The sequence below is a fragment of the Variovorax ureilyticus genome, assembly GCF_050632185.1.
In the GTDB taxonomy this organism is placed as follows: Bacteria; Pseudomonadota; Gammaproteobacteria; order Burkholderiales; family Burkholderiaceae_C; genus Variovorax; species Variovorax ureilyticus_A.
The window spans coordinates 2,906,833-2,924,392 of the sequence record NZ_CP192579.1 but is presented as its reverse complement, the minus strand read 5'-3'; the positions used below and the strand labels follow the sequence as shown (position 1 = coordinate 2,924,392).

At 66.9% G+C, this 17,560-nt stretch carries 17 protein-coding genes and 1 pseudogene; 9 read left to right on the top strand and 9 right to left on the bottom strand.

What is annotated here, in order from left to right:
* Positions 1 to 35 precede the first annotated feature (35 nt).
* Positions 36 to 1,697, top strand: coding sequence for an energy-dependent translational throttle protein EttA (gene ettA / locus ACQ858_RS14445; protein ID WP_431273383.1), 1,662 nt, complete (start codon positions 36 to 38; stop codon positions 1,695 to 1,697).
* On the opposite strand, the gene ACQ858_RS14440 is transcribed toward ettA, so the two are convergent.
* Entirely contained in the window at positions 1,698 to 3,068 is a 1,371-nt protein-coding gene (locus ACQ858_RS14440; protein WP_431273382.1) for a TAXI family TRAP transporter solute-binding subunit, read from the bottom strand.
* A gap of 157 nt (positions 3,069 to 3,225) precedes the next feature.
* Here ACQ858_RS14440 and ACQ858_RS14435 point away from each other — a divergent pair, with 157 nt between their 5' ends.
* Complete coding sequence (locus tag ACQ858_RS14435; RefSeq protein ID WP_431273381.1) at positions 3,226 to 3,453, top strand: hypothetical protein; 228 nt, start codon at positions 3,226 to 3,228, stop codon at positions 3,451 to 3,453.
* Here the strand turns inward: ACQ858_RS14435 and ACQ858_RS14430 are convergent.
* Positions 3,423 to 4,438 (bottom strand): annotated as a pseudogene (locus ACQ858_RS14430) (P1 family peptidase). The gene ACQ858_RS14435 and the pseudogene ACQ858_RS14430 overlap by 31 nt on opposite strands.
* A 190-nt stretch (positions 4,439 to 4,628) precedes the next feature.
* Between ACQ858_RS14430 and ACQ858_RS14425 the strand changes: the two are divergent.
* A complete protein-coding gene (locus tag ACQ858_RS14425) occupies positions 4,629 to 5,123 on the top strand; it encodes a Cd(II)/Pb(II)-responsive transcriptional regulator (protein ID WP_431273380.1) in 495 nt (164 codons plus the stop codon).
* Between the two features lie 3 nt (positions 5,124 to 5,126).
* On the opposite strand, the gene ACQ858_RS14420 is transcribed toward ACQ858_RS14425, so the two are convergent.
* The 6 genes from ACQ858_RS14420 to ACQ858_RS14395 form a co-directional block, all read right to left on the bottom strand.
* Positions 5,127 to 6,104: a glycerophosphodiester phosphodiesterase gene (locus ACQ858_RS14420; RefSeq protein WP_431273379.1), complete on the bottom strand. Its 978-nt coding sequence runs from the start codon at positions 6,102 to 6,104 to the stop codon at positions 5,127 to 5,129.
* Positions 6,101 to 6,643 (bottom strand): DUF1439 domain-containing protein, encoded by a 543-nt coding sequence (locus ACQ858_RS14415; RefSeq protein WP_431273378.1) that lies wholly within the window; start codon positions 6,641 to 6,643, stop codon positions 6,101 to 6,103. The genes ACQ858_RS14420 and ACQ858_RS14415 overlap by 4 nt, the downstream gene beginning before the upstream one ends.
* Positions 6,644 to 6,726: 83 nt before the next feature.
* The gene (locus ACQ858_RS14410; RefSeq protein WP_431273377.1) at positions 6,727 to 7,509 is read right to left on the bottom strand and encodes an amino acid ABC transporter ATP-binding protein; all 783 of its coding nucleotides are present in this window, start codon (positions 7,507 to 7,509) and stop codon (positions 6,727 to 6,729) included.
* Positions 7,493 to 8,146 (bottom strand): amino acid ABC transporter permease, encoded by a 654-nt coding sequence (locus ACQ858_RS14405; RefSeq protein WP_431273376.1) that lies wholly within the window; start codon positions 8,144 to 8,146, stop codon positions 7,493 to 7,495. The genes ACQ858_RS14410 and ACQ858_RS14405 overlap by 17 nt, the downstream gene beginning before the upstream one ends.
* A gap of 7 nt (positions 8,147 to 8,153) precedes the next feature.
* Positions 8,154 to 8,816 (bottom strand): amino acid ABC transporter permease, encoded by a 663-nt coding sequence (locus ACQ858_RS14400; RefSeq protein WP_431273375.1) that lies wholly within the window; start codon positions 8,814 to 8,816, stop codon positions 8,154 to 8,156.
* A gap of 12 nt (positions 8,817 to 8,828) precedes the next feature.
* Positions 8,829 to 9,620: a transporter substrate-binding domain-containing protein gene (locus ACQ858_RS14395; RefSeq protein WP_431273374.1), complete on the bottom strand. Its 792-nt coding sequence runs from the start codon at positions 9,618 to 9,620 to the stop codon at positions 8,829 to 8,831.
* 204 nt (positions 9,621 to 9,824) lie between these two features.
* On the opposite strand from ACQ858_RS14395, the gene ACQ858_RS14390 reads away from it, so the two are divergent.
* The 4 genes from ACQ858_RS14390 to ACQ858_RS14375 all read left to right on the top strand — a co-directional run bounded on the left by ACQ858_RS14390 (position 9,825) and on the right by ACQ858_RS14375 (position 14,775).
* Positions 9,825 to 11,519, top strand: coding sequence for a long-chain fatty acid--CoA ligase (locus ACQ858_RS14390; RefSeq protein ID WP_431273373.1), 1,695 nt, complete (start codon positions 9,825 to 9,827; stop codon positions 11,517 to 11,519).
* A 106-nt stretch (positions 11,520 to 11,625) separates the two neighbouring features.
* Positions 11,626 to 13,383, top strand: coding sequence for a SulP family inorganic anion transporter (locus ACQ858_RS14385; protein WP_431273372.1), 1,758 nt, complete (start codon positions 11,626 to 11,628; stop codon positions 13,381 to 13,383).
* Positions 13,384 to 13,462: 79 nt separating this feature from the next.
* Positions 13,463 to 14,404 carry a metallophosphoesterase family protein gene (locus ACQ858_RS14380; RefSeq protein WP_431273371.1) on the top strand — a complete coding sequence of 314 codons (942 nt, stop codon included), beginning with the start codon at positions 13,463 to 13,465 and terminating at the stop codon, positions 14,402 to 14,404.
* A gap of 14 nt (positions 14,405 to 14,418) precedes the next feature.
* Positions 14,419 to 14,775, top strand: a complete 357-nt coding sequence (locus tag ACQ858_RS14375) for a plastocyanin/azurin family copper-binding protein (RefSeq protein ID WP_431273370.1) — start codon at positions 14,419 to 14,421, stop codon at positions 14,773 to 14,775.
* Positions 14,776 to 14,782: 7 nt separating this feature from the next.
* On the opposite strand, the gene ACQ858_RS14370 is transcribed toward ACQ858_RS14375, so the two are convergent.
* A complete protein-coding gene (locus ACQ858_RS14370) occupies positions 14,783 to 15,646 on the bottom strand; it encodes a LysR substrate-binding domain-containing protein (protein WP_431273369.1) in 864 nt (287 codons plus the stop codon).
* A gap of 66 nt (positions 15,647 to 15,712) precedes the next feature.
* On the opposite strand from ACQ858_RS14370, the gene ACQ858_RS14365 reads away from it, so the two are divergent.
* Together ACQ858_RS14365 and ACQ858_RS14360 are read left to right on the top strand one after the other, a co-directional pair.
* Positions 15,713 to 16,897, top strand: coding sequence for a YbfB/YjiJ family MFS transporter (locus ACQ858_RS14365; protein ID WP_431273368.1), 1,185 nt, complete (start codon positions 15,713 to 15,715; stop codon positions 16,895 to 16,897).
* Between the two features lie 17 nt (positions 16,898 to 16,914).
* Positions 16,915 to 17,508 carry a carboxymuconolactone decarboxylase family protein gene (locus ACQ858_RS14360; protein ID WP_431273367.1) on the top strand — a complete coding sequence of 198 codons (594 nt, stop codon included), beginning with the start codon at positions 16,915 to 16,917 and terminating at the stop codon, positions 17,506 to 17,508.
* Positions 17,509 to 17,560: the final 52 nt, after the last annotated feature.

Genomic DNA, 17,560 nt, shown 5'->3' with positions numbered 1-17,560 from the left:
CCCGAGCAGTCCCCCATCATCGAGCAGAGATAGACATGGCCCAGTACGTCTACACCATGAACAAGGTCAGCAAGACCGTGCCGCCCAAGCGGCAGATCTTGAAGGACATTTCGCTTTCGTTCTTCCCCGGCGCCAAGATCGGCGTGCTGGGCCTCAATGGCTCGGGCAAGTCCTCGCTGCTGAAGATCATGGCCGGTGTGGACAAGGAAATCGAGGGTGAAGCCATCCCGATGCCCGGCCTGTCCATCGGCTACCTTGAGCAGGAACCCAAGCTCAATCCCGAGCACACCGTGCGCGAGTCCGTCGAGGAAGCGATGGGCGAAGTCAACGCCGCCCGCGCGCGTCTCGAAGAGATCTACGCCGCGTACGCCGAACCCGATGCGGATTTCGACGCGCTCGCCGCCGAGCAGGGGCAGCTCGAAGCCGTGATCGCCGCCGCCGGCACCGATTCGGAGCACCAGCTCGAAATCGCCGCCGATGCGCTGCGCCTGCCGCCGTGGGACGCCAAGATCGGCCTGCTTTCCGGCGGCGAAAAGCGCCGCGTCGCGCTGTGCAAGCTGCTGCTGTCCAAGCCCGACATGCTGCTGCTCGACGAACCGACCAACCACCTGGACGCCGAATCGGTTGAGTGGCTCGAAGTGTTCCTGAAGCGCTTCTCAGGCACCGTGGTGGCCATCACCCACGACCGCTACTTCCTCGACAACGCCGCCGAGTGGATTCTCGAACTCGACCGCGGACGCGGCATTCCCTGGAAGGGCAACTACAGCACTTGGCTCGAGCAGAAGGAAGCCCGTCTCGAGGCCGAGCAGAAGGGCGAGGAAGCCCACGCCAAGGCCATGAAGAAGGAACTCGAATGGGTTCGCCAGAACGCCAAGGGCCGCCAGGCCAAGAGCAAGGCCCGCATCCAGCGCTTCGAGGAACTGTCCGACTACGAATACCAGAAGCGCAACGAGACGCAGGAGATCTTCATCCCCGTCGCGGATCGTCTGGGCAGCCAGGTCATCGAGTTCAAGAACGTCAGCAAGAGCTTCGGCGACCGCTTGCTCATCGACAACCTGAGCTTCAACATCCCCGCGGGTGCGATCGTCGGCATCATCGGCCCGAACGGCGCCGGCAAGTCGACACTGTTCAAGCTCATCGCCGGCAAGGAGCAGCCGGACAGTGGCGAGGTGGTGATCGGCCAGACCGTCAAGATGGCTTTCGTCGACCAGACGCGGGATGTCCTTTCCAACGAGAAGACGGTCTGGGAAGACATCTCCGGCGGCCTCGACATTCTCAATGTCGGCAAGTTCCAGATGGCGAGCCGCGCCTACGCGGGCCGCTTCAACTTCAACGGCGGCGACCAGCAGAAGAAAGTCGGATCGCTGTCCGGCGGTGAACGCGGCCGCCTGCACCTCGCAAAGACGCTGATCGCCGGGGGCAACGTGCTGCTGCTGGACGAGCCCTCGAACGACCTCGACGTCGAAACGCTGCGTGCGCTCGAAGATGCGCTGCTCGAATTCGCGGGCAGCGTGCTCGTCATCAGCCACGACCGCTGGTTCCTCGACCGGATCGCCACGCACATCCTCGCGGCCGAAGGCGACAGCCAGTGGACCTTCTTCGACGGCAACTACCAGGAATACGAAGCCGACAAGAAGAAGCGCCTGGGCGAAGAGGGCGCGAGGCCCCACCGGATGCGCTTCAAGGCGCTGAAGTAATCAGGCCGACCGGAACGGGGGCATCGCGGCCCCGTCGGCGGGCGGCGCGCCCGCCAGCACCCGCTTGCGGACCGCATAGATGTTGTTGCGCAGGGCGTAAAGCTCATCCGCGTACGACAGCGGCACCGCCACCTTGTTGACGACGCGGTCCAGGTCGTCGAGCTCCTTCAGAAGCGCATCGCGCTCGCCCTTGTGCGCATCGAGCTTGTGTTCGACCTCGCGAAGCCGCGCATACCAGCGAAACACGCGCCGCCGCACGCGGAACTGGTAGAGCGGCGGCACCACGCGGCTCAGCGGCAGCATCAGCACCAGCAAACCACCAAGCACCAGCCACATCCGGTCCACCAGATTGCTCGCCCAGAACGGCAGATAGCGCTGCCAGAGCGACGGCGTGCCGTTGATGGCGCGGTCGCCCTCGGGGCTCACCGGCAGTTCGCTGGTGCGGGTGTTCGGGAAATCACGCGTGCGATGGAACCAGCCCGCGCCGCCGTGCAGCGTCTGCGCGCTCTGCGCGAACAGCTGCCGGATCGCGGGATGCGTTTCCTCGCGCGACAGCAGCGACGTGGTGGCCGCGAGCAGCGACAGATCGTGCGAGGGCAGGTCGGCCGCGAGATCGACCACGCCGCGCGGCAGCGTGACCGGCTGCAGAAAGGCGAAGCGGCGCGAGTAGGCGTCGCTCTGCGCGAAATCCATGAGCTGGATGTCGTGCGCGCGCAGCAGCCGCTGAACCAGCGGCGATTGGGGCGCCGACGCGAGCACGATCACGTCCAGCAGTCCGGCCTGCAGCGCCTCGGTGGCCGGCGTCTGCTCGAGGTTCGACAGGTTCAGCGTGGCCGGGTCCATGTGATTGGCGCGGAACATCCGGTCCATGATGTCCGGCACGCCGCTGCCCGGCTTGTCGACGTTGATGCGCAGGCCCTTCATCTGTGTGAGCGAGGTCAGCGTCGCGGTCTTGCGGTCGATCTTGCGCGCGGCGTCGGTGCGGTAGAAGAACCACAGCGGTTCGAAGAACAGGCTGCCCAGCGATGTCAGTCCGGCCTCGTCGTCCTTGACCGGATCGGCGCTGCCGCCGCGGACGAAGCCGACGTCCGCCTCACGCTTGCGCAGCAGTTGCAGGTTGTCGAGCGAGCCATCCGTCGGCTTGAGGATCACCTCGATGCCGTCGACCTTGAGTGCGGCCGCGTAGCGCTTGCCGAATTCCGCGTAGGCACTGCCGGACGGACCGGTCGCGAGGGTGACCTGCTTGGGCGGTTGCGGCTGGAGCCACCAGTACGCCGCGACGAGCAGACCGACGATGAGAAAGACCACGGGGCCGGCGGAGGCGATGAGATCGCGGATCGAGAGAAGAAAAAGTCGGATGGCTTGAGGCATGGGCACGGCATTTTCTGTGGGTTTGACGCAGCGTCCGTTACAAAGCGCTCGCATTCGGCGCGCAAGGCATAGCGCGTTCAGCCGAAAAGACTAGGCCTTCGACACTGGCGCACGGCGTATTGATGCAGTGCAGCGCGCCGGGCCCAATAGAGGCACCATGACCAACCTCAAGACCTGTCTGCTGCTTCTGGGCAAGATGCTTGTGGTCCTGCTTGCGATGTCGCTGCTGCTGCTCATCGCGGGGCAGGATCTGTTTCCGCTGATGTCGCCCGCCGATCTGCTGCTGAGCGCCGGCTTCGGCGTCATCCTGCTCGTCGCCGTGGTGTACCTGCCCGTGGTGGCGTGCAAGGCTCTTCAGGCGAGGTCTGCTGCGCACGGGAAGTGAGCCTCGGCGGTGCGCACGCTGCGCGCCGCACGCACCGCGCGTAGCGTTGCGCGCGCCACCACCTCTGCGGCCAGCGCACTCAGCACCGTCATGCCCGGTGCTTCGCCCTGGAGCGGCACGCGGCCCGTTGCGAGCGCGAACAAGGTGTCGCCGTCGCTCATCGTGTGCACCGGATTGATCGCACGTGCGAGCCCGTCGTGCGCGGCGGTCGCGAGCCGGTTCGCCTGTACCTTGGTCAGCACCGCATCGGTCGCGACCACGCCCAGCGTGGTGTTGGTGCCTGCGAGCAGCGGCTTCGGCAACTCGCCGCGAAGCAGCGCCCGGCGCGTGTCGAGGAGCGCATGGCCGTCCTCGGTGCGCGCACCGGCGACGACACGGGCGGTGTCGGGATCGACCACGTCGCCGAGCGCATTGCACGCGATCAGCGCGCCCACCGTGACGCCGTTGACCGTGACCGATGCGGTGCCGATGCCGCCCTTCATCGCGCGGTGCACGCCGAACAGCTTGCCTACCAGCGCGCCGCTGCCGGCGCCGACATTGCCCTCGGCCGGCGCCGCCGACGAGGCGGCGTCGCACGCCGCATAACCGGCCGCCGCGTCGGGCCGGATGCGTGCATCGCCGACGGGCAGGTCGAACAGCACGGCCGACGGAACGATCGGCAGCGTTCCGTAGCGCACATCGAGACCGACGCCGCGTTCCTCGAGCCAGCGCGTCACGCCGTCGGCCGCCGCCAGGCCCACGCGCTGCCGCCGGCGAGCATCACTGCATGCACCTGCTGCACGAAGTTGCCCGGCGCCAGCAGATCGGTCTCGCGGGTGCCGGGTGCGGCGCCGCGGACGTCCACACCCGCCACCGCGCCCTCGCGGGCCAGGATCACGGTGCAGCCGGTGGGGCGGCGCGTGTCGGTGAAATGGCCGACCTCGATGCCGGCGACGTCGGTGATGGCGCCCTGGTGCGAGGCGGAGGAAGGGGAGAAATCGGACATCCGAGGATTATGGTTGTTCATGTGCCTCATTTGCGGGCAACTCAGTCGCAACCCGCATGGAATGGACGTGCGGCACCTGCTGTCCTCGCGCAACCCACAACGTTATCCACAGAAGTGCGGCGTAACTCGGGACAAATTCCGGTCGCGGGTTGCCGTGAGCCCCGCGTACTGCGACCATCGGCGGACATCGATGTCCGACCCAACTATGACCATGCTGGATGCAAGCCAGGCCACCGGGGCCGTCTACCGCATCGGCGATGCCGCCGCGCGCAGCGGCGTGAGCGCCGCAAATATCCGCTACTACGAAAGGGAAGGGCTGATCGCACCGCAGGGACGCGCCGACAACAGCTACCGCGTCTACAGCGACGCCGACGTGCACCGCCTGCGTTTCATCCGCCTGTGCCGTGCGATGGACATGTCGCTCGACGAAGTGCGCACGCTGCTCGCACTCGACCTGCGCAGCAAAGCCGATTGCGACGCGGCCTGCGTGACGCTCGATGCGCACCTGGGCCATGTGCGCGAGCGCCTGCGCGAGCTGCGCTCGCTCGAGAAGGATTTGATCGCGCTGCGCGACTGCTGCGACGGCACCGATGCCGAGTGCCACATCATCGGAACGCTGCACGCGCGCGCCGATCGGGAATCGCCGCCCGACCCGCCGCGCGCGCGGGCCACGCGCCACGTGTGAGGCTCAGCGGCCGCGCGGCGGCAGTGGCATGTTCTTCTCGCTCATCACGTCGCGAAGGATCGCCGGGTCGTCCGTGATGATGCCGTCCACGCCCCAGTCGATCAGCCGGATCATGTCCGCGCGCTCGTTGACGGTCCACGGCAGCACCTGCAGGCCGAGCGCGTGCGCTTCCTTGAGGAGCTCGGGCGTGAGGTCCTTGAATGCCGGCGACCAGATGACCTTGCCCGGGCCCTCGCCGGCCGCGGCTTTCACGAGGCGCGGCGCGGAACCGAAATCCTCGAAGCGCAGGCCCGCGGTCCAGCGGCTGTCGCGTAGCGTGCGGCCGCTGGTGAGATAGGCGCGCTGGATCTTCGGCGCTTCATCGCGCACCAGCGCGAGGGTGCGCCAGTCGAAGCTCTGGATCGTCACGCGCTGGGCCATGCCGGCCTTGTCGATCTCGGCGAGCAGCGCCCGCACCATCTGCTCGGGCGACGCGGTTTCGTCGGGCCGCGAGGGATCGACCTTGGTCTCGATGTTGAAGCGAACCTGGTCCGCGCCCGCAGCGCGCACGCGCTCGAACAGCGAAGCCAGGGTCGGGATGCGCTCGCCGTCGCGGACCAACTGCTTCCGGAACGGCTTGCCGTAGTCGCTGCCCGGGTCGATGCGGCCCACGTCGTACGTCTGCAGCTGCGCGAGCGTCAGCGTGTGGATCGCCGGTCCCTTCGAAGCCAGGAATTCGCCTTGCGCGTTGCGCGTGTGGTCGGGGTTCAGCGCCGTGTCGTGCGAGATCACCACGACGTCGTCGGCGGTCAGCCCGATGTCGAGTTCGAGTGTGGTCACGCCCATGGCGATCGCATTCGAGAACGCGGCCAGCGTGTTCTCCGGCATCAGCGCGCGACCGCCGCGATGCGCCTGCAGATCGATGGCCTGCCGCGGCGTGGGTGCCAGCGCCGTGCAGCCCGCAACGACGACTGCTGCCGCGATGAGAACGCTGAGTTTCATTTGAGCTCTACCGTAATGCCGTCGTTCTGCACAGTGATCGCTCCGATCTCGTAAGTCTTGCGTCCAACGGTCAGCTCCTCGGCCGTGAAGGTGCGCAGGGGCTGGTCGCGAAGCAGTTCCTGCGCGACGACGGCGCCGATCTGCTGGAGCCGCTCGGCGTCGCGGCCGGTCACGCCCTGCAGTTCGAGACGCTCCGCCTGAGGCTGGTCCAGCCGCAGGGCACGCGCGGGCGCATCGTACTTGAGCGCGCTGCTGACCGAGACGACGCCCTGCACGGTCGAGGGTCGCAGCAACGGGCTGCTGATGGTCAGCGCCGCCGTGATCGCCGCGCGATTCCTTTCGCCATCCAGCCCGAGTTGGGGATTGGCCAGGCTCACGGTAAAGATGTCTGCATAGCGCTTCTGCACCGGGAAGTGCCTGGCGATCTGCGTTTCAAGTTCCTGCCGGCTCGCGGTGTATTCGCTGGTGAAGAAATTGAAGCCTGCCGATGCGGCGAACGGCGCGGGCAACGCCGCAGCGCCCAGCAGCGCGCGCAGCACGAGACGGCGGGATGAGGGAGGGGAGCGGTAGCGCATATCGCTCCGAGCTTGCCACAGGCGGGCGGGTTCCCGCCGGTCGCCGCTCAGTCGTGCAGCGACGAAAGGAACTGTTTCAATTCGGGCGTCTGGGGATTGCCGAACAGCGCCTCGGGCGGTCCCATCTCGTGCACGCGGCCCTGATGCATGAAGATCACGCGATCGCTCACCTTGCGCGCGAAGTTCATCTCGTGCGTCACCATCAGGAGCGTCATGCCTTCCTCGGCGAGTGATTCGACCACGCGCAGCACTTCGCCCACCAGTTCGGGATCGAGCGCCGAGGTGATCTCATCGCACAGAAGCACGGCCGGCTCCATCGCCAGCGCGCGGGCGATGGCCACGCGCTGCTGCTGGCCGCCCGAAAGCTGATCGGGCATCGCGTCGAACTTCTCCGCCAGCCCGACACGCGCGAGCAACTTGCGCGCCTGCGATGCGGCCTCCATGCGGCTGCGCTTCTTCACCAGCGTCGGCGCGAGCATCACGTTGCGGCCGACGGAAAGATGCGGGAACAGGTTGAAGCTCTGGAAGATCATTCCCACGTGCTGCCGCAGCTCGCGCATCGCCATCGCGCTCTCGTGCAGCAGCGGCTTGCCGTCGACGGTGAGCGAGCCTTCCTGGAACACCTCCAGCCCGTTGATGCAGCGCAGGAGCGTGCTCTTGCCCGAACCGCTCTTGCCGATGATCGCGATCACCTCGCCGCGCTTCACGTCGAGGTCGATGCCCTTGAGCACCTCGTTGCTGCCGTAGGACTTGCGCAGCGCGGTAATGCGCACGATGGGCGCGGCCGTCGCAGCGACGGCTGGCCTGGGGGCGTCAGCGACGAGCGCCATGGAATTTCCTCTCGAGGTTCTTGGCGTACAGGCTCACGGGAAAGCACAGCACGAAATAGAGCAGGGCGACGAAGCTGAACACCACGAAGGGTTTGAAGGTCGCATTGGAGATCATGCTGCCCGCCTTGGTGAGCTCGACGAATCCGATCACCGACGCGAGCGCCGTGCCCTTGATCACCTGCACCAGAAAGCCCACCGTGGGTGCGACTGCGATGCGCACCGCTTGCGGCAGGATCACATGGCGCATCTGCTCGCCGAAGCTCAGTGCGAGGCTGCTGCCGGCCTCCCACTGGCCCTTGGGGATCGAGGCCACGCAGCCGCGCCAGATCTCGGTGAGAAAGGCGCTGGTGTAGAGCGTCAATGCGACCGAAGCGGCGGTCCAAGCCGACACATCGACGCCGAACAGCGCGATGCCGAAGTAGGCGAGAAAGAGCTGCATCAGGAGCGGCGTGCCCTGGAAGACCTGCACGTAGAGGCCAATCAGGCGCCCTGCGACGCGACCGCCTGAAAGCCGCAGGAAGAGCAGCAGCGCGCCGACCGCGCCGCCGCCCACGAAGGCGATCAGCGACAGCACCACCGTCCAGCGCAGCGCCATGAGCAGGTTGCGCAGGATGTCCCAGATCGAAAAGTCGCTCATGCGCGCCTCACCGTCCGAAGAACCAGCGCGGGCCGGCCCAGTTGAGCAGCCGCCGCGCGGCCACCGACAGCGCAAGGTAGATCACCGTCGCGATGATGAAGGCCTCGAACGCTCGGAAGTTGCGGCTCTGGATCAGGTTGGCGGCATAGCTCAGTTCCTCGGTCGAGATCTGGCTGCACACCGCCGAGCCGAGCATCACGATGATGATCTGGCTCACCATCGCGGGCCACACCTTCTTCATCGCCGGCGGCAGCACCACGCGCGTGAACACCTGCACCTTGTTGAGCGCGAGGCTCACGGCGGCCTCGATCTGCCCGCGCGGCGTCGCCTCGATGCCGGCGCGGATGATCTCGGTCGCATAGGCGCCGAGGTTCATCACCATCGCGATCACCGAAGCCACCTCCGGCGAGAGCTTGAAGCCCGCCGCCGGCAGCCCGAAGAAGATGAAGAAGAGCTGCACGATGAACGGCGTGTTGCGGATCAGCTCCACGTAGGCGCCCACGATCCAGCGCAGCCACGCCGGGCCGCTCGCTCGCGCCCATGCGCAGGCGACGCCCACCACCATGCCGATCACCGTTGCGATCACGGTCAGGCCGAGCGTCCACAGCACGCCCTTGGCCAGCAAGGGCCACTGGCCGAGAACGGCGCCGAAGTCGAATTCGATGCCCATGCGGCCGACGGATCAGACCGGCAGGTCGCCCGCCGGGCGGCCGAGCCACTTCTTCGCCATCGCATCGAGCGTGCCGTCCTTCTTCGCGTTGGCGATGATCTCGTTGACCTTGGTCTTCAGCGCGTCTTCGCCCTTGGCGATGCCGATGAAGCAGGGGCTGTCCTTCAGCAGCAGCTTGTATTCGGCGCCGAGCTGCGGGTTCTTCTGCATCATGTCGCCCGCGACCGCCGCGCTGGTGGCGAGGGTCTGCGTCTGGCCGGCGACGAAGGCGGCGATGGTGGCGTTGTTGTCCTCGAAGCGCTTGTAGTCGACGTTCGGGGGCGCGACCTTGGCGAGTTCCTGGTCTTCCATCGCGCCGCGCGTCACCGCCACGCTCTTGCCGCCCAGGTCGGCGAAGCTCTTGATGTTGAGGTTCTTCGAGGCGTACACCGCCTGGAAGAAGGGCGCGTAAGCGGCGGAGAAATCGATGACCTTCTCGCGTTCCGCGTTCTTGCCCAACGTGGAGATCACCAGGTCCGCCTTGCGGGTCTGCAGATACGGAATGCGGTTGGCGCTCGTCACCGGCACCAGCTCGACCTTGGTGCCCAGTTTGCTCGCGATGAGCTGCGCCATCTCGATGTCGAGCCCCTGCGGCGTCATGGTCTTGTCGACCGAGCCGTAGGGCGGGTAGTCGGTCGGCACCGCGATCTTGATGACCTTGGCCTTCAGGATGTGGTCGAGCGCGTTCTGCGCGTGCGCTGCACCGGTGGCGAACAGCGCGGCGCCGGCGAGGATCGCCGCGAACCGGCGCTTGGAATGTTGCATGGAGTGGCTCCTGGACAGGTCGGGGAATTGCTTCCTCCTGCCGTACGCAAGAGCTGTGCCGACTCGATCCGCGGGCGGATGCCGGCGGCGACCGATGGACAGGAGATTGCATCTTTCGGAGTCGCCGATGTGACGATTTTCGGGGCTTCCCCCATGCTGCACTGCCGCGTGGCGTCGTAGGCTTCCGGGCTGTTTGGAGACCGTATGGAACGACCGCATTACAAGTTCTGGCCAGAGCGCCTGCCTCGCTCGATCACCGTCCCTGCCACCTCGCTGTGGCACAACCTGAAGACCAACGCCGAGCGCTTTCCCGACAAGTCCGCGCTGGTCTTTTTCGGCAGCGAGATCACCTACCGCGAGTTCGCGGCGCAGACCGAGCGCCTCGCGGGCACGCTGCACGCCCTGGGCGTGAAGCGCGGCGACCGCGTGATCCTCAATATGCAGAACTGCCCGCAACTCGTGATCGCGCACTTTGCGATCCTGCGCGCCAATGCGGTGGTGGTGCCGGTCAATCCGATGAACCGGGCCGAGGAGCTCAAGCACTACATCACCGACCCGGACGCCAAGGTCGCGATCACGACCAGCGACCTCGCGGCCGAGCTGGCCAAGGCCAGCAATGCGCTGGCGCCGAAGGACCGGCTCGCGCACATGATCGTCACGCAGTTCACCGACTGCTTCGATCCGGAGGTGACCGGCGACGAGGCTCCGCCGGCCGCGTGGCGCGACTGGCTGCTCACGCGCCATCCGCTGCCCGAGCTGCAGGACGGGGCCACGATGCGCTGGACCGATGCGATGAATGCCGGCCATCCGGCGCCCGAGCACGTCGTCGGCGCCAACGACATGGCGCTCCTGCCCTACACCAGCGGAACCACCGGGCTGCCCAAGGGCTGCATCCACCACCATTCGAGCCTCAATCACAACGCCTTCGCGGGGCAGATCTGGGGGCTGGGTTCCTCGGAGGCCGTGGTGCTGGCGGTGGTGCCGATGTTCCACATCACCGGCGTGGTGAGCGTGATGCACACCACCGTCGTCTTCGGCGGAACGCTGGTCATCATGCCGCGCTGGGACCGCGACACGGCGGGCCGGCTGATCTCGCGCCGCAAGGTCACGAGCTGGACCAACATCCCGACCATGGTCATCGACCTGATGGCCAGCCCGAACTTCGCGAACTACGACTTGACCAGCCTCACCTACATCGGCGGCGGCGGCGCGGCGATGCCGCAGGCGGTCGCGCAGCGCCTGCTGGAGCAGTTCGGCCTGAAATACCAGGAAGGCTACGGGCTGACCGAGACCGCAGCCCCGTCGCACGCGAATCCGTTCGAGAACCCGAAGCAGCAATGCCTGGGCATTCCCTACATGAGCACCGATTCGCGCGTGGTCGACCCCGACACGCTGCAGGAAATGCCCATCGGCGAATCGGGCGAGATCATCACCCACGGTCCCGAGGTGTTCCAGGGCTACTGGAAGCGGCCCGACGCGACGGCAGCCGCGTTCGTGGAATTCGAGGGCAAGCGCTTCTTCCGCTCCGGCGACATGGGCCGGATGGACGAGGACGGCTACTTCTTCATGACCGATCGCCTGAAGCGCATGATCAACGCGAGCGGCTTCAAGGTGTGGCCGGCCGAGGTCGAACTCCTGATGTTCAAGCATCCGGCCATTCAGGAGGCCTGCGTGATCGCCACCAAGGACGCCTATCGCGGCGAATCGGTCAAGGCGGTGGTGGTGCTCCGCCCGACGCACAAGGACACCACCGAGCAGCAGATCATCGACTGGTGCCGCGAGAACATGGCGGTCTACAAGATCCCGCGCGCGGTGCAGTTCGTCGATGCGCTGCCCAAGAGCGGCAGCGGCAAGGTGATGTGGCGGCTGCTGCAGGAGGCGGAGAGCGACAGGAAATAGACCGGCGCGCGCGGCTGGCTGGGCGGCAGGACTTGACATTCATCAAGCTGCCGCAACAGCCGCGCCGGATACTGTCGTCGGCATATTCTTCGCGTGAGGCCCTCTCATGACCCAGGAAGCACGACCGGCGGGCGTGTTCTCGGCAGATACCGAGCATGGATGGCGCGCGGCATTTCCCCCGGCCCGCTGGCTTCGGACCTATCAGCCCAGGTGGCTGGCGAACGACGCCATTGCAGGCGTGACGCTGGCCGCCTACGGCATCCCGGTGTCGCTGGCCTACGCCTCGCTCGCCGGGCTGCCGCCGCAGTACGGCGTCTACTGCTACCTCGTGGGCGGTTTGTTCTATGCCCTCTTCGGATCGTCGCGCCAGCTGGCGATCGGCCCCACCTCGGCCATCTCGATGCTGGTCGGTGTCACCGTCGGCGCAATGGCGGGGAATGATCCGGAGCGATGGGCCGGCATCGCGGCGCTGACCGCGTTGCTGATCGCGGTCATGTGCGTCCTGGCCTGGTTGCTGCGACTGAGTTCGCTGGTCAACTTCATCAGCGAGACGATCCTGCTCGGGTTCAAGGCCGGCGCCGCGTTCACGATCGCGCTGACCCAACTGCCCAAGCTGTTCGGCGTGAAGGGCGGCGGCGAAGATTTCCTGGAGCGTCTCGTCATCCTGGCCGGCCAGATTCCCGACACGAACCTGGCGGTGCTGGCTTTCGGTCTCGTCGCGCTCGCCTTGCTGCTGCTGGCCGAGAAGTACCTGCCGGGCCGGCCGGCCGCCCTGTTCGTGGTGGTCGCGTCCATCGTCGTGCTGTCGGTGACCTCGCTGGGCGATCTCGGCTTCAAGGTCGTCGGCGCCTTGCCGCAGGGCTTGCCGACGTTCAAGCTCCCCGGCCTTCGCGTGCGCGACGTGCAAGGCGTGGTGCCGCTCGCGTTCGCCTGCCTGCTGCTTTCCTACGTGGAGAGCGTCTCGGCCGCGCGCGCGCTGGCAGAGGCGCACAACTACGAGATCGACCCGCGCCAGGAATTCCTCGGCCTCGGTGCGGCCAATCTCGGCGCGGGGCTGTTCCAGGCCTATCCCGTGGCCGGCGGACTCTCGCAGTCGTCGGTCAACGACAAGGCGGGCGCCAAGACACCGCTGGCGCTCGTCTTCGCATCGATCACGATCGGCCTGTGCCTGATGTTCCTGGCCGGCGGACTGAAGAACCTGCCCAACGTCGTCCTCGCCGCCATCGTCCTGGTGGCCGTCAAGGGGCTGGTGAACATCAGCGAGATGAAGCGCCTCTGGCGTGTCAGCCGCTATGAGTTCGCAGTCTCGATGATCGCTTTCGTCGCGGTGCTGCTGCTGGGCATCCTCAACGGCGTGATCGTCGCTGTGCTGGCTTCGCTGATGTTGCTCATCGGTCGCGTCGCGCGGCCGCACGTCGCGATCCTCGGCCGCATTCCCGGCACGCGCAAGTTCTCCGACATCGAGCGCAATCCCGACAACACGCTCGTGCCGGGCACGCTGATCTTCCGCGTCGACGCCGCCATGCTCTACTTCAACGTCGATCACGTGCACGAAAGCGTGCGCCGCATGCTTCACTCGGCACCTGACAAGCCGAAGCTGGTGATCTGCGATCTGTCGACCTCGCCCCAGGTCGACCTGGCGGCAGCGAAGATGCTGCTAAAGCTGCATCGGGAAATGGAGCAGGCGGGCATTCGGCTGCGGATGGTTGCCGCACACGCGCCGGTGCGCGACATCCTCCGCGCCGAAGGGCTGGAAGAGAGTCTGGGCTATTTCGGGCGCAGGATCTCGGTCGCCGATGTCGTCGACGAGTTCGAAGGAACCAAGATGGCGGGAGCGCCGGCGACTGGACTCGCACCGGCCTGAGGCCGACCAGGAATAAATCCCGGCCTGCTTGCGTATTGCAGCTTGCAACGACCTTCAACCCGTTGCAAGGAGCAAGCAGATGAATACGCACAATCCCGGCCGTCGCGAAGCCCTCCGGTGTCTGTCCGCTTGGAGCGGCGCAGCCGTCGTCTGGACCGTGAGCGGCGGCATACCGCGTGCCCTGGGCGCCACCGGTGGCGCCACGCCGCCGGCGGCTGCACGCGATACGTTGACCTTCGTCCAGATCAGCGACACCCACATCGGCTTTCGCAGGGAAGCCAATCCCGATGTCGTCGGCAGCCTGCGTCACGCCATCGCCGACATCAATGCCTTGCCCCTGGCGCCGGCATTCGTCGTGCACACGGGCGATGTCAGTCACCTGTCGAAGCCCGAGGAATTCGGCAACGCCAGGGAGATCCTCAAGGAGATCCGCGTCGACCGCGTCCATACCGTGCCGGGTGAGCACGACACGATCGACGATGGGGTCAATGGCTATCTGAAGTTCTTCGATCACGACGGCAAGGGCCGCGCCTGGTACAGCTTCGACCAGGGCGGCGTCCACTTCATCGGGCTGACCAACACGCTCAACTTCAAGGCCGGCATGCTGGCCGGCCTGGGCGACGAGCAACTGGCCTGGGTCAAGAGCGACCTCGCCGGTGTCTCGCGCTCGACGCCGATCGTGGTGATGGCGCACATCCCGCTCTGGACGGTCTGGGAGCCCTGGGGCTGGGGCACCGCCGATGCGGCCCAGCTGGTTGCGATGCTGCGCCCGTACGGATCGGTCACGGTCCTCAATGGGCACATCCACCAGGTGCTGCAGAAAGTCGAAGGCAGCGTTGCGATGCACACGGCGATGTCGTTGGCCTATCCCCTGCCCACACCGGGCCAGGCAGGGATCGGCGAGCCGGGCCCCGTCAAGGTTCCCGCCGGCGAACTCGGCAAGCTGCTGGGCACGCGCCAGATCAGCCTGGTCCGCGGCAAGAGCGAGCTGGCGATGGTCGACCGGCCGCTCGAAGGCTGAGGAGGAGCTGTGCCATGTTCCATGGAAGCCACCTGAAACCCTGGGGCGCCGGGCTCGCGCTGGTCGCATGCGTCGCGGCGGGCCTGTCGGCCAGCGTTGCCGCCGACGCCGTCAAGACCGTCGACGTCAGCAAGTTCAGCTTCGGACCCAAGGAGATCACGATCGCGCCCGGTTCCAGCGTGCGCTGGATCAATCACGACGAGGTGCCGCACACCGTGGCCAGTGTGCAGGGGCAGGAAAGGGTCATCGCGTCGAAGGCGCTGGATACCGACGATCAGTACGAGGTTGCGTTTCCGAAAGAAGGAGACTATGCGTACTACTGCACCGTGCATCCGTTCATGACCGGCATCGTGCACGTGCACAAGCCGTAGACCCTGGCTAAGGCTTCCTGAGCATCTCGATCAGCCGCGCGAGCGCCACCGAGGGCGTTCCCTTCCAGATCAGATGGGTCCGGTTATGGCGCATCCGTTCCGGCAGTGGATGCTGCCGGACATCCGCCGTCGCACGCAGCGCCTTGAGCACCGATACCGGAACGATGGCGAAGCCGGTGCCCGCAGCGACGCACGCGATCATCGCCTGATAGGAAGAAAACTCCAGCGAGCGTGAGGGCGACACGCCGCCCTTGCCGAGCCACTGTTCGAGCAATCGGCGATACGAGCAGCCTTGCGCGAACGCGATCAGCGTCGAGTTCGCAAGATCGCCCGGGCGCGTCACCGAGGTCACGCTGAGTGCGGTGACCAGCACCAGCTCTTCCTCGAACACCGGCAGCGATTCCAGTCCGGTGGGCGTGAACGGTTCCGACACGAATGCGGCCTCGATCTCGAAGCCGTTCACGCGCTTGATCAGCGCACCCGTGGTGCCGCTGACCAGCTCCACCACCACCCCCGGATAGAGCTTGTGGAAGCGCGAAAGCACCGGCGCGAGCCGGCTGCCCGCGGTGCTTTCGAGCGAACCCAGCCGGAAGGTGCCGAGCGGCAGGTCGCTGCGCAGCTCGGACTCCGCCTCGTCCGCGAGGCGCAGCAGCCGGTCGGCGTAGGGCAGCAGCTTGTGGCCCGCCGGCGCCAGCGCGAGGGTGCGGCCCTGCCGATGGAAGAGCTTGTGCCCGAGACGCTCCTCGAGCTGCTGGATGCGCGTGGTGATGTTCGACTGCACGCGGTTGAGCTTGTCCGCCGCGCGGATCACGCCGCCTTCCGCCACCACGGTGCGGAAGATCTCCAGGGAGTCCAGGTCGATAGTTCTCATAAAAAGAATGATCGTTCTGAATAATTCATTTGTGGACGATCCGCATTCTGCGTCTAATGACATGCCATGTCGAATCCCTCCATCACCATGACGCGGCCTTCCTACCTGTCCGTCTGCGTCGCCGGCCTGCTGGCACTGGCGATCGCGATGGGCATCGGCCGCTTCGCCTTCACCCCGATGCTGCCGCTGATGATCCGCACCGGGAGCCTCGACGTCGCGGCAGGTGGCTGGCTTGCCGCGGCCAATTACGCGGGCTATCTGCTGGGCGCGCTGACGACCGCGCGCCTGCCCCTCTCGCCGCAGCGTGTCGGGCTCGTGGCGCTCGCGATCATCGTGATCTCCACGGCAGCGATGGGGTGGTCCGGCTCGGTCGCGTTCTGGCTGGTGCTGCGCTTCGTCGCGGGTGCGGCGAGCGCATGGGCGCTGGTGAGCACCAGCGTCTGGTGTCTCGCGTGGCTGGCGCGGCTGGACCGGCCATCGGGTGCCGGCCTTCTCTATGCGGGCGTCGGCGTGGGTATCGCGCTCGCCGGGCTCTACTGCTGGCGTGCCGGTGCGGCGGGCGCGGCGCCGGACAGCCTCTGGCTGCAGCTCGGCATCCTCGCGCTGGTAGGGCTGCTGGTCGTCGCGGCGCTCATGCCGCGTGATGCGGCGGCCATCGCCGCCGCACCGCGGGTGGGCGACGGCGCGGCCGCATCGGGTGCCGTGCCCTGGGGCCTGGTGCTCAGCTACGGCGTCCTCGGGTTCGGCTACATCCTCCCGGCGACCTTCCTGCCGGTGCTGGCGCGTGCGGTGGTCGACGATCCTTCGGTCTTTGGTGCCGCGTGGCCGGTGTTCGGTGCCGCAGCGGCGGGGTCGACGCTGCTTGCCGCGGCTGTGCTCGGGCACGTCTCGCGGCGGCGCGTGCTCGCCGGAAGCCACGCGCTGATGGCGCTCGGGTGCCTGCTGCCGGTGGTCCATCTTTCCGCGCTCACCGTGCTCGCGGCGGCCCTGCTCGTCGGCGGCACCTTCATGGTCGCGACCATGGCCGGCATGCAGGAGGCCAAGGCCCGCACCACCGGCGACCCCACACGCTCGCTCGGCCGCATGACCGCGGCCTTCGCGATCGGCCAGATGGCGGGCCCGATCCTGTCGTCCGCTCTGAGCGGATCGTCGCAGGGCTTCGGCGGGCTCTTCATCGCGCTGGCGGTCGGCGCGGTGGCGCTGCTGGGCAGCGCCGTCTGGCTGGTGCGCGAGCCACGACCGATTGCCTGAACGAAAGGAACCCCGACGTGCTTCAACAAGGCCACACCCGACCCTGGGCCGAGCGACTGCCGATGCCTTCGGCCGAATCGATGACGGATGCGCAGCGTGCGGCCGCGCAGGCGCTGATCGACGGACCGCGCAAGGCGGTGTTCGGCCCCTTCATCCCGCTCTTGCAAAGCCCCGTGCTCATGGAGCGCATCGGCAGCCTGGGCGAATACCTGCGCTTCGACAGCTCGCTGGATGCCCGCGTGCGCGAGCTCGCGACCTGCGCGGTCGCGCGGCATGTCGGCAACCAGTTCGAATGGGTCGTGCACGCCGCGGCCGCGGTCAAGGCCGGTGTCAGCGCCGAAGCGATCGAGGCGCTGCGGCTCGGCCGCCGCGCCGCGCCGCTGGCGGAAGACGAGCAGCTCGCGCTCGATTTCGCGCAGGAACTGCTCTGCAACAACGGCGTGAGCGAGCCCACCTATGCGGCGGTCGAGTCGCACCTCGGCAAGCCTGCGGCAGTCGATCTCAGTGCGCTTGTCGGCTACTTCGCGATGGTCTGCTGGGTGATGAACGTGGCCCACACGCCGGTGAAGCCGACGGAGGGGCAGGCGGGGCTCGACGCCTTTCCGCTGTAGAAAAAGATCAGTTGCGGGTCAGTTTTCCTGAGGCTTCGGCGAGACAATGCGC

Coding starts and splice junctions, on each gene's coding strand:
- ACQ858_RS14420 (WP_431273379.1), bottom strand. CDS start 6,104: ATGAAACTCAGCGTTCTCATCGCGGCAGCAGTCGTCGTTGCGGGCTGC.
- ACQ858_RS14395 (WP_431273374.1), bottom strand. CDS start 9,620: ATGCAACATTCCAAGCGCCGGTTCGCGGCGATCCTCGCCGGCGCCGCG.
- ACQ858_RS14365 (WP_431273368.1), top strand. CDS start 15,713: ATGTCGAATCCCTCCATCACCATGACGCGGCCTTCCTACCTGTCCGTC.
- ACQ858_RS14390 (WP_431273373.1), top strand. CDS start 9,825: ATGGAACGACCGCATTACAAGTTCTGGCCAGAGCGCCTGCCTCGCTCG.
- ACQ858_RS14435 (WP_431273381.1), top strand. CDS start 3,226: ATGACCAACCTCAAGACCTGTCTGCTGCTTCTGGGCAAGATGCTTGTG.
- ACQ858_RS14405 (WP_431273376.1), bottom strand. CDS start 8,146: ATGAGCGACTTTTCGATCTGGGACATCCTGCGCAACCTGCTCATGGCG.
- ettA (WP_431273383.1), top strand. CDS start 36: ATGGCCCAGTACGTCTACACCATGAACAAGGTCAGCAAGACCGTGCCG.
- ACQ858_RS14425 (WP_431273380.1), top strand. CDS start 4,629: ATGTCCGACCCAACTATGACCATGCTGGATGCAAGCCAGGCCACCGGG.
- ACQ858_RS14385 (WP_431273372.1), top strand. CDS start 11,626: ATGACCCAGGAAGCACGACCGGCGGGCGTGTTCTCGGCAGATACCGAG.
- ACQ858_RS14380 (WP_431273371.1), top strand. CDS start 13,463: ATGAATACGCACAATCCCGGCCGTCGCGAAGCCCTCCGGTGTCTGTCC.
- ACQ858_RS14400 (WP_431273375.1), bottom strand. CDS start 8,816: ATGGGCATCGAATTCGACTTCGGCGCCGTTCTCGGCCAGTGGCCCTTG.
- ACQ858_RS14410 (WP_431273377.1), bottom strand. CDS start 7,509: ATGGCGCTCGTCGCTGACGCCCCCAGGCCAGCCGTCGCTGCGACGGCC.
- ACQ858_RS14370 (WP_431273369.1), bottom strand. CDS start 15,646: ATGAGAACTATCGACCTGGACTCCCTGGAGATCTTCCGCACCGTGGTG.
- ACQ858_RS14375 (WP_431273370.1), top strand. CDS start 14,419: ATGTTCCATGGAAGCCACCTGAAACCCTGGGGCGCCGGGCTCGCGCTG.
- ACQ858_RS14440 (WP_431273382.1), bottom strand. CDS start 3,068: ATGCCTCAAGCCATCCGACTTTTTCTTCTCTCGATCCGCGATCTCATC.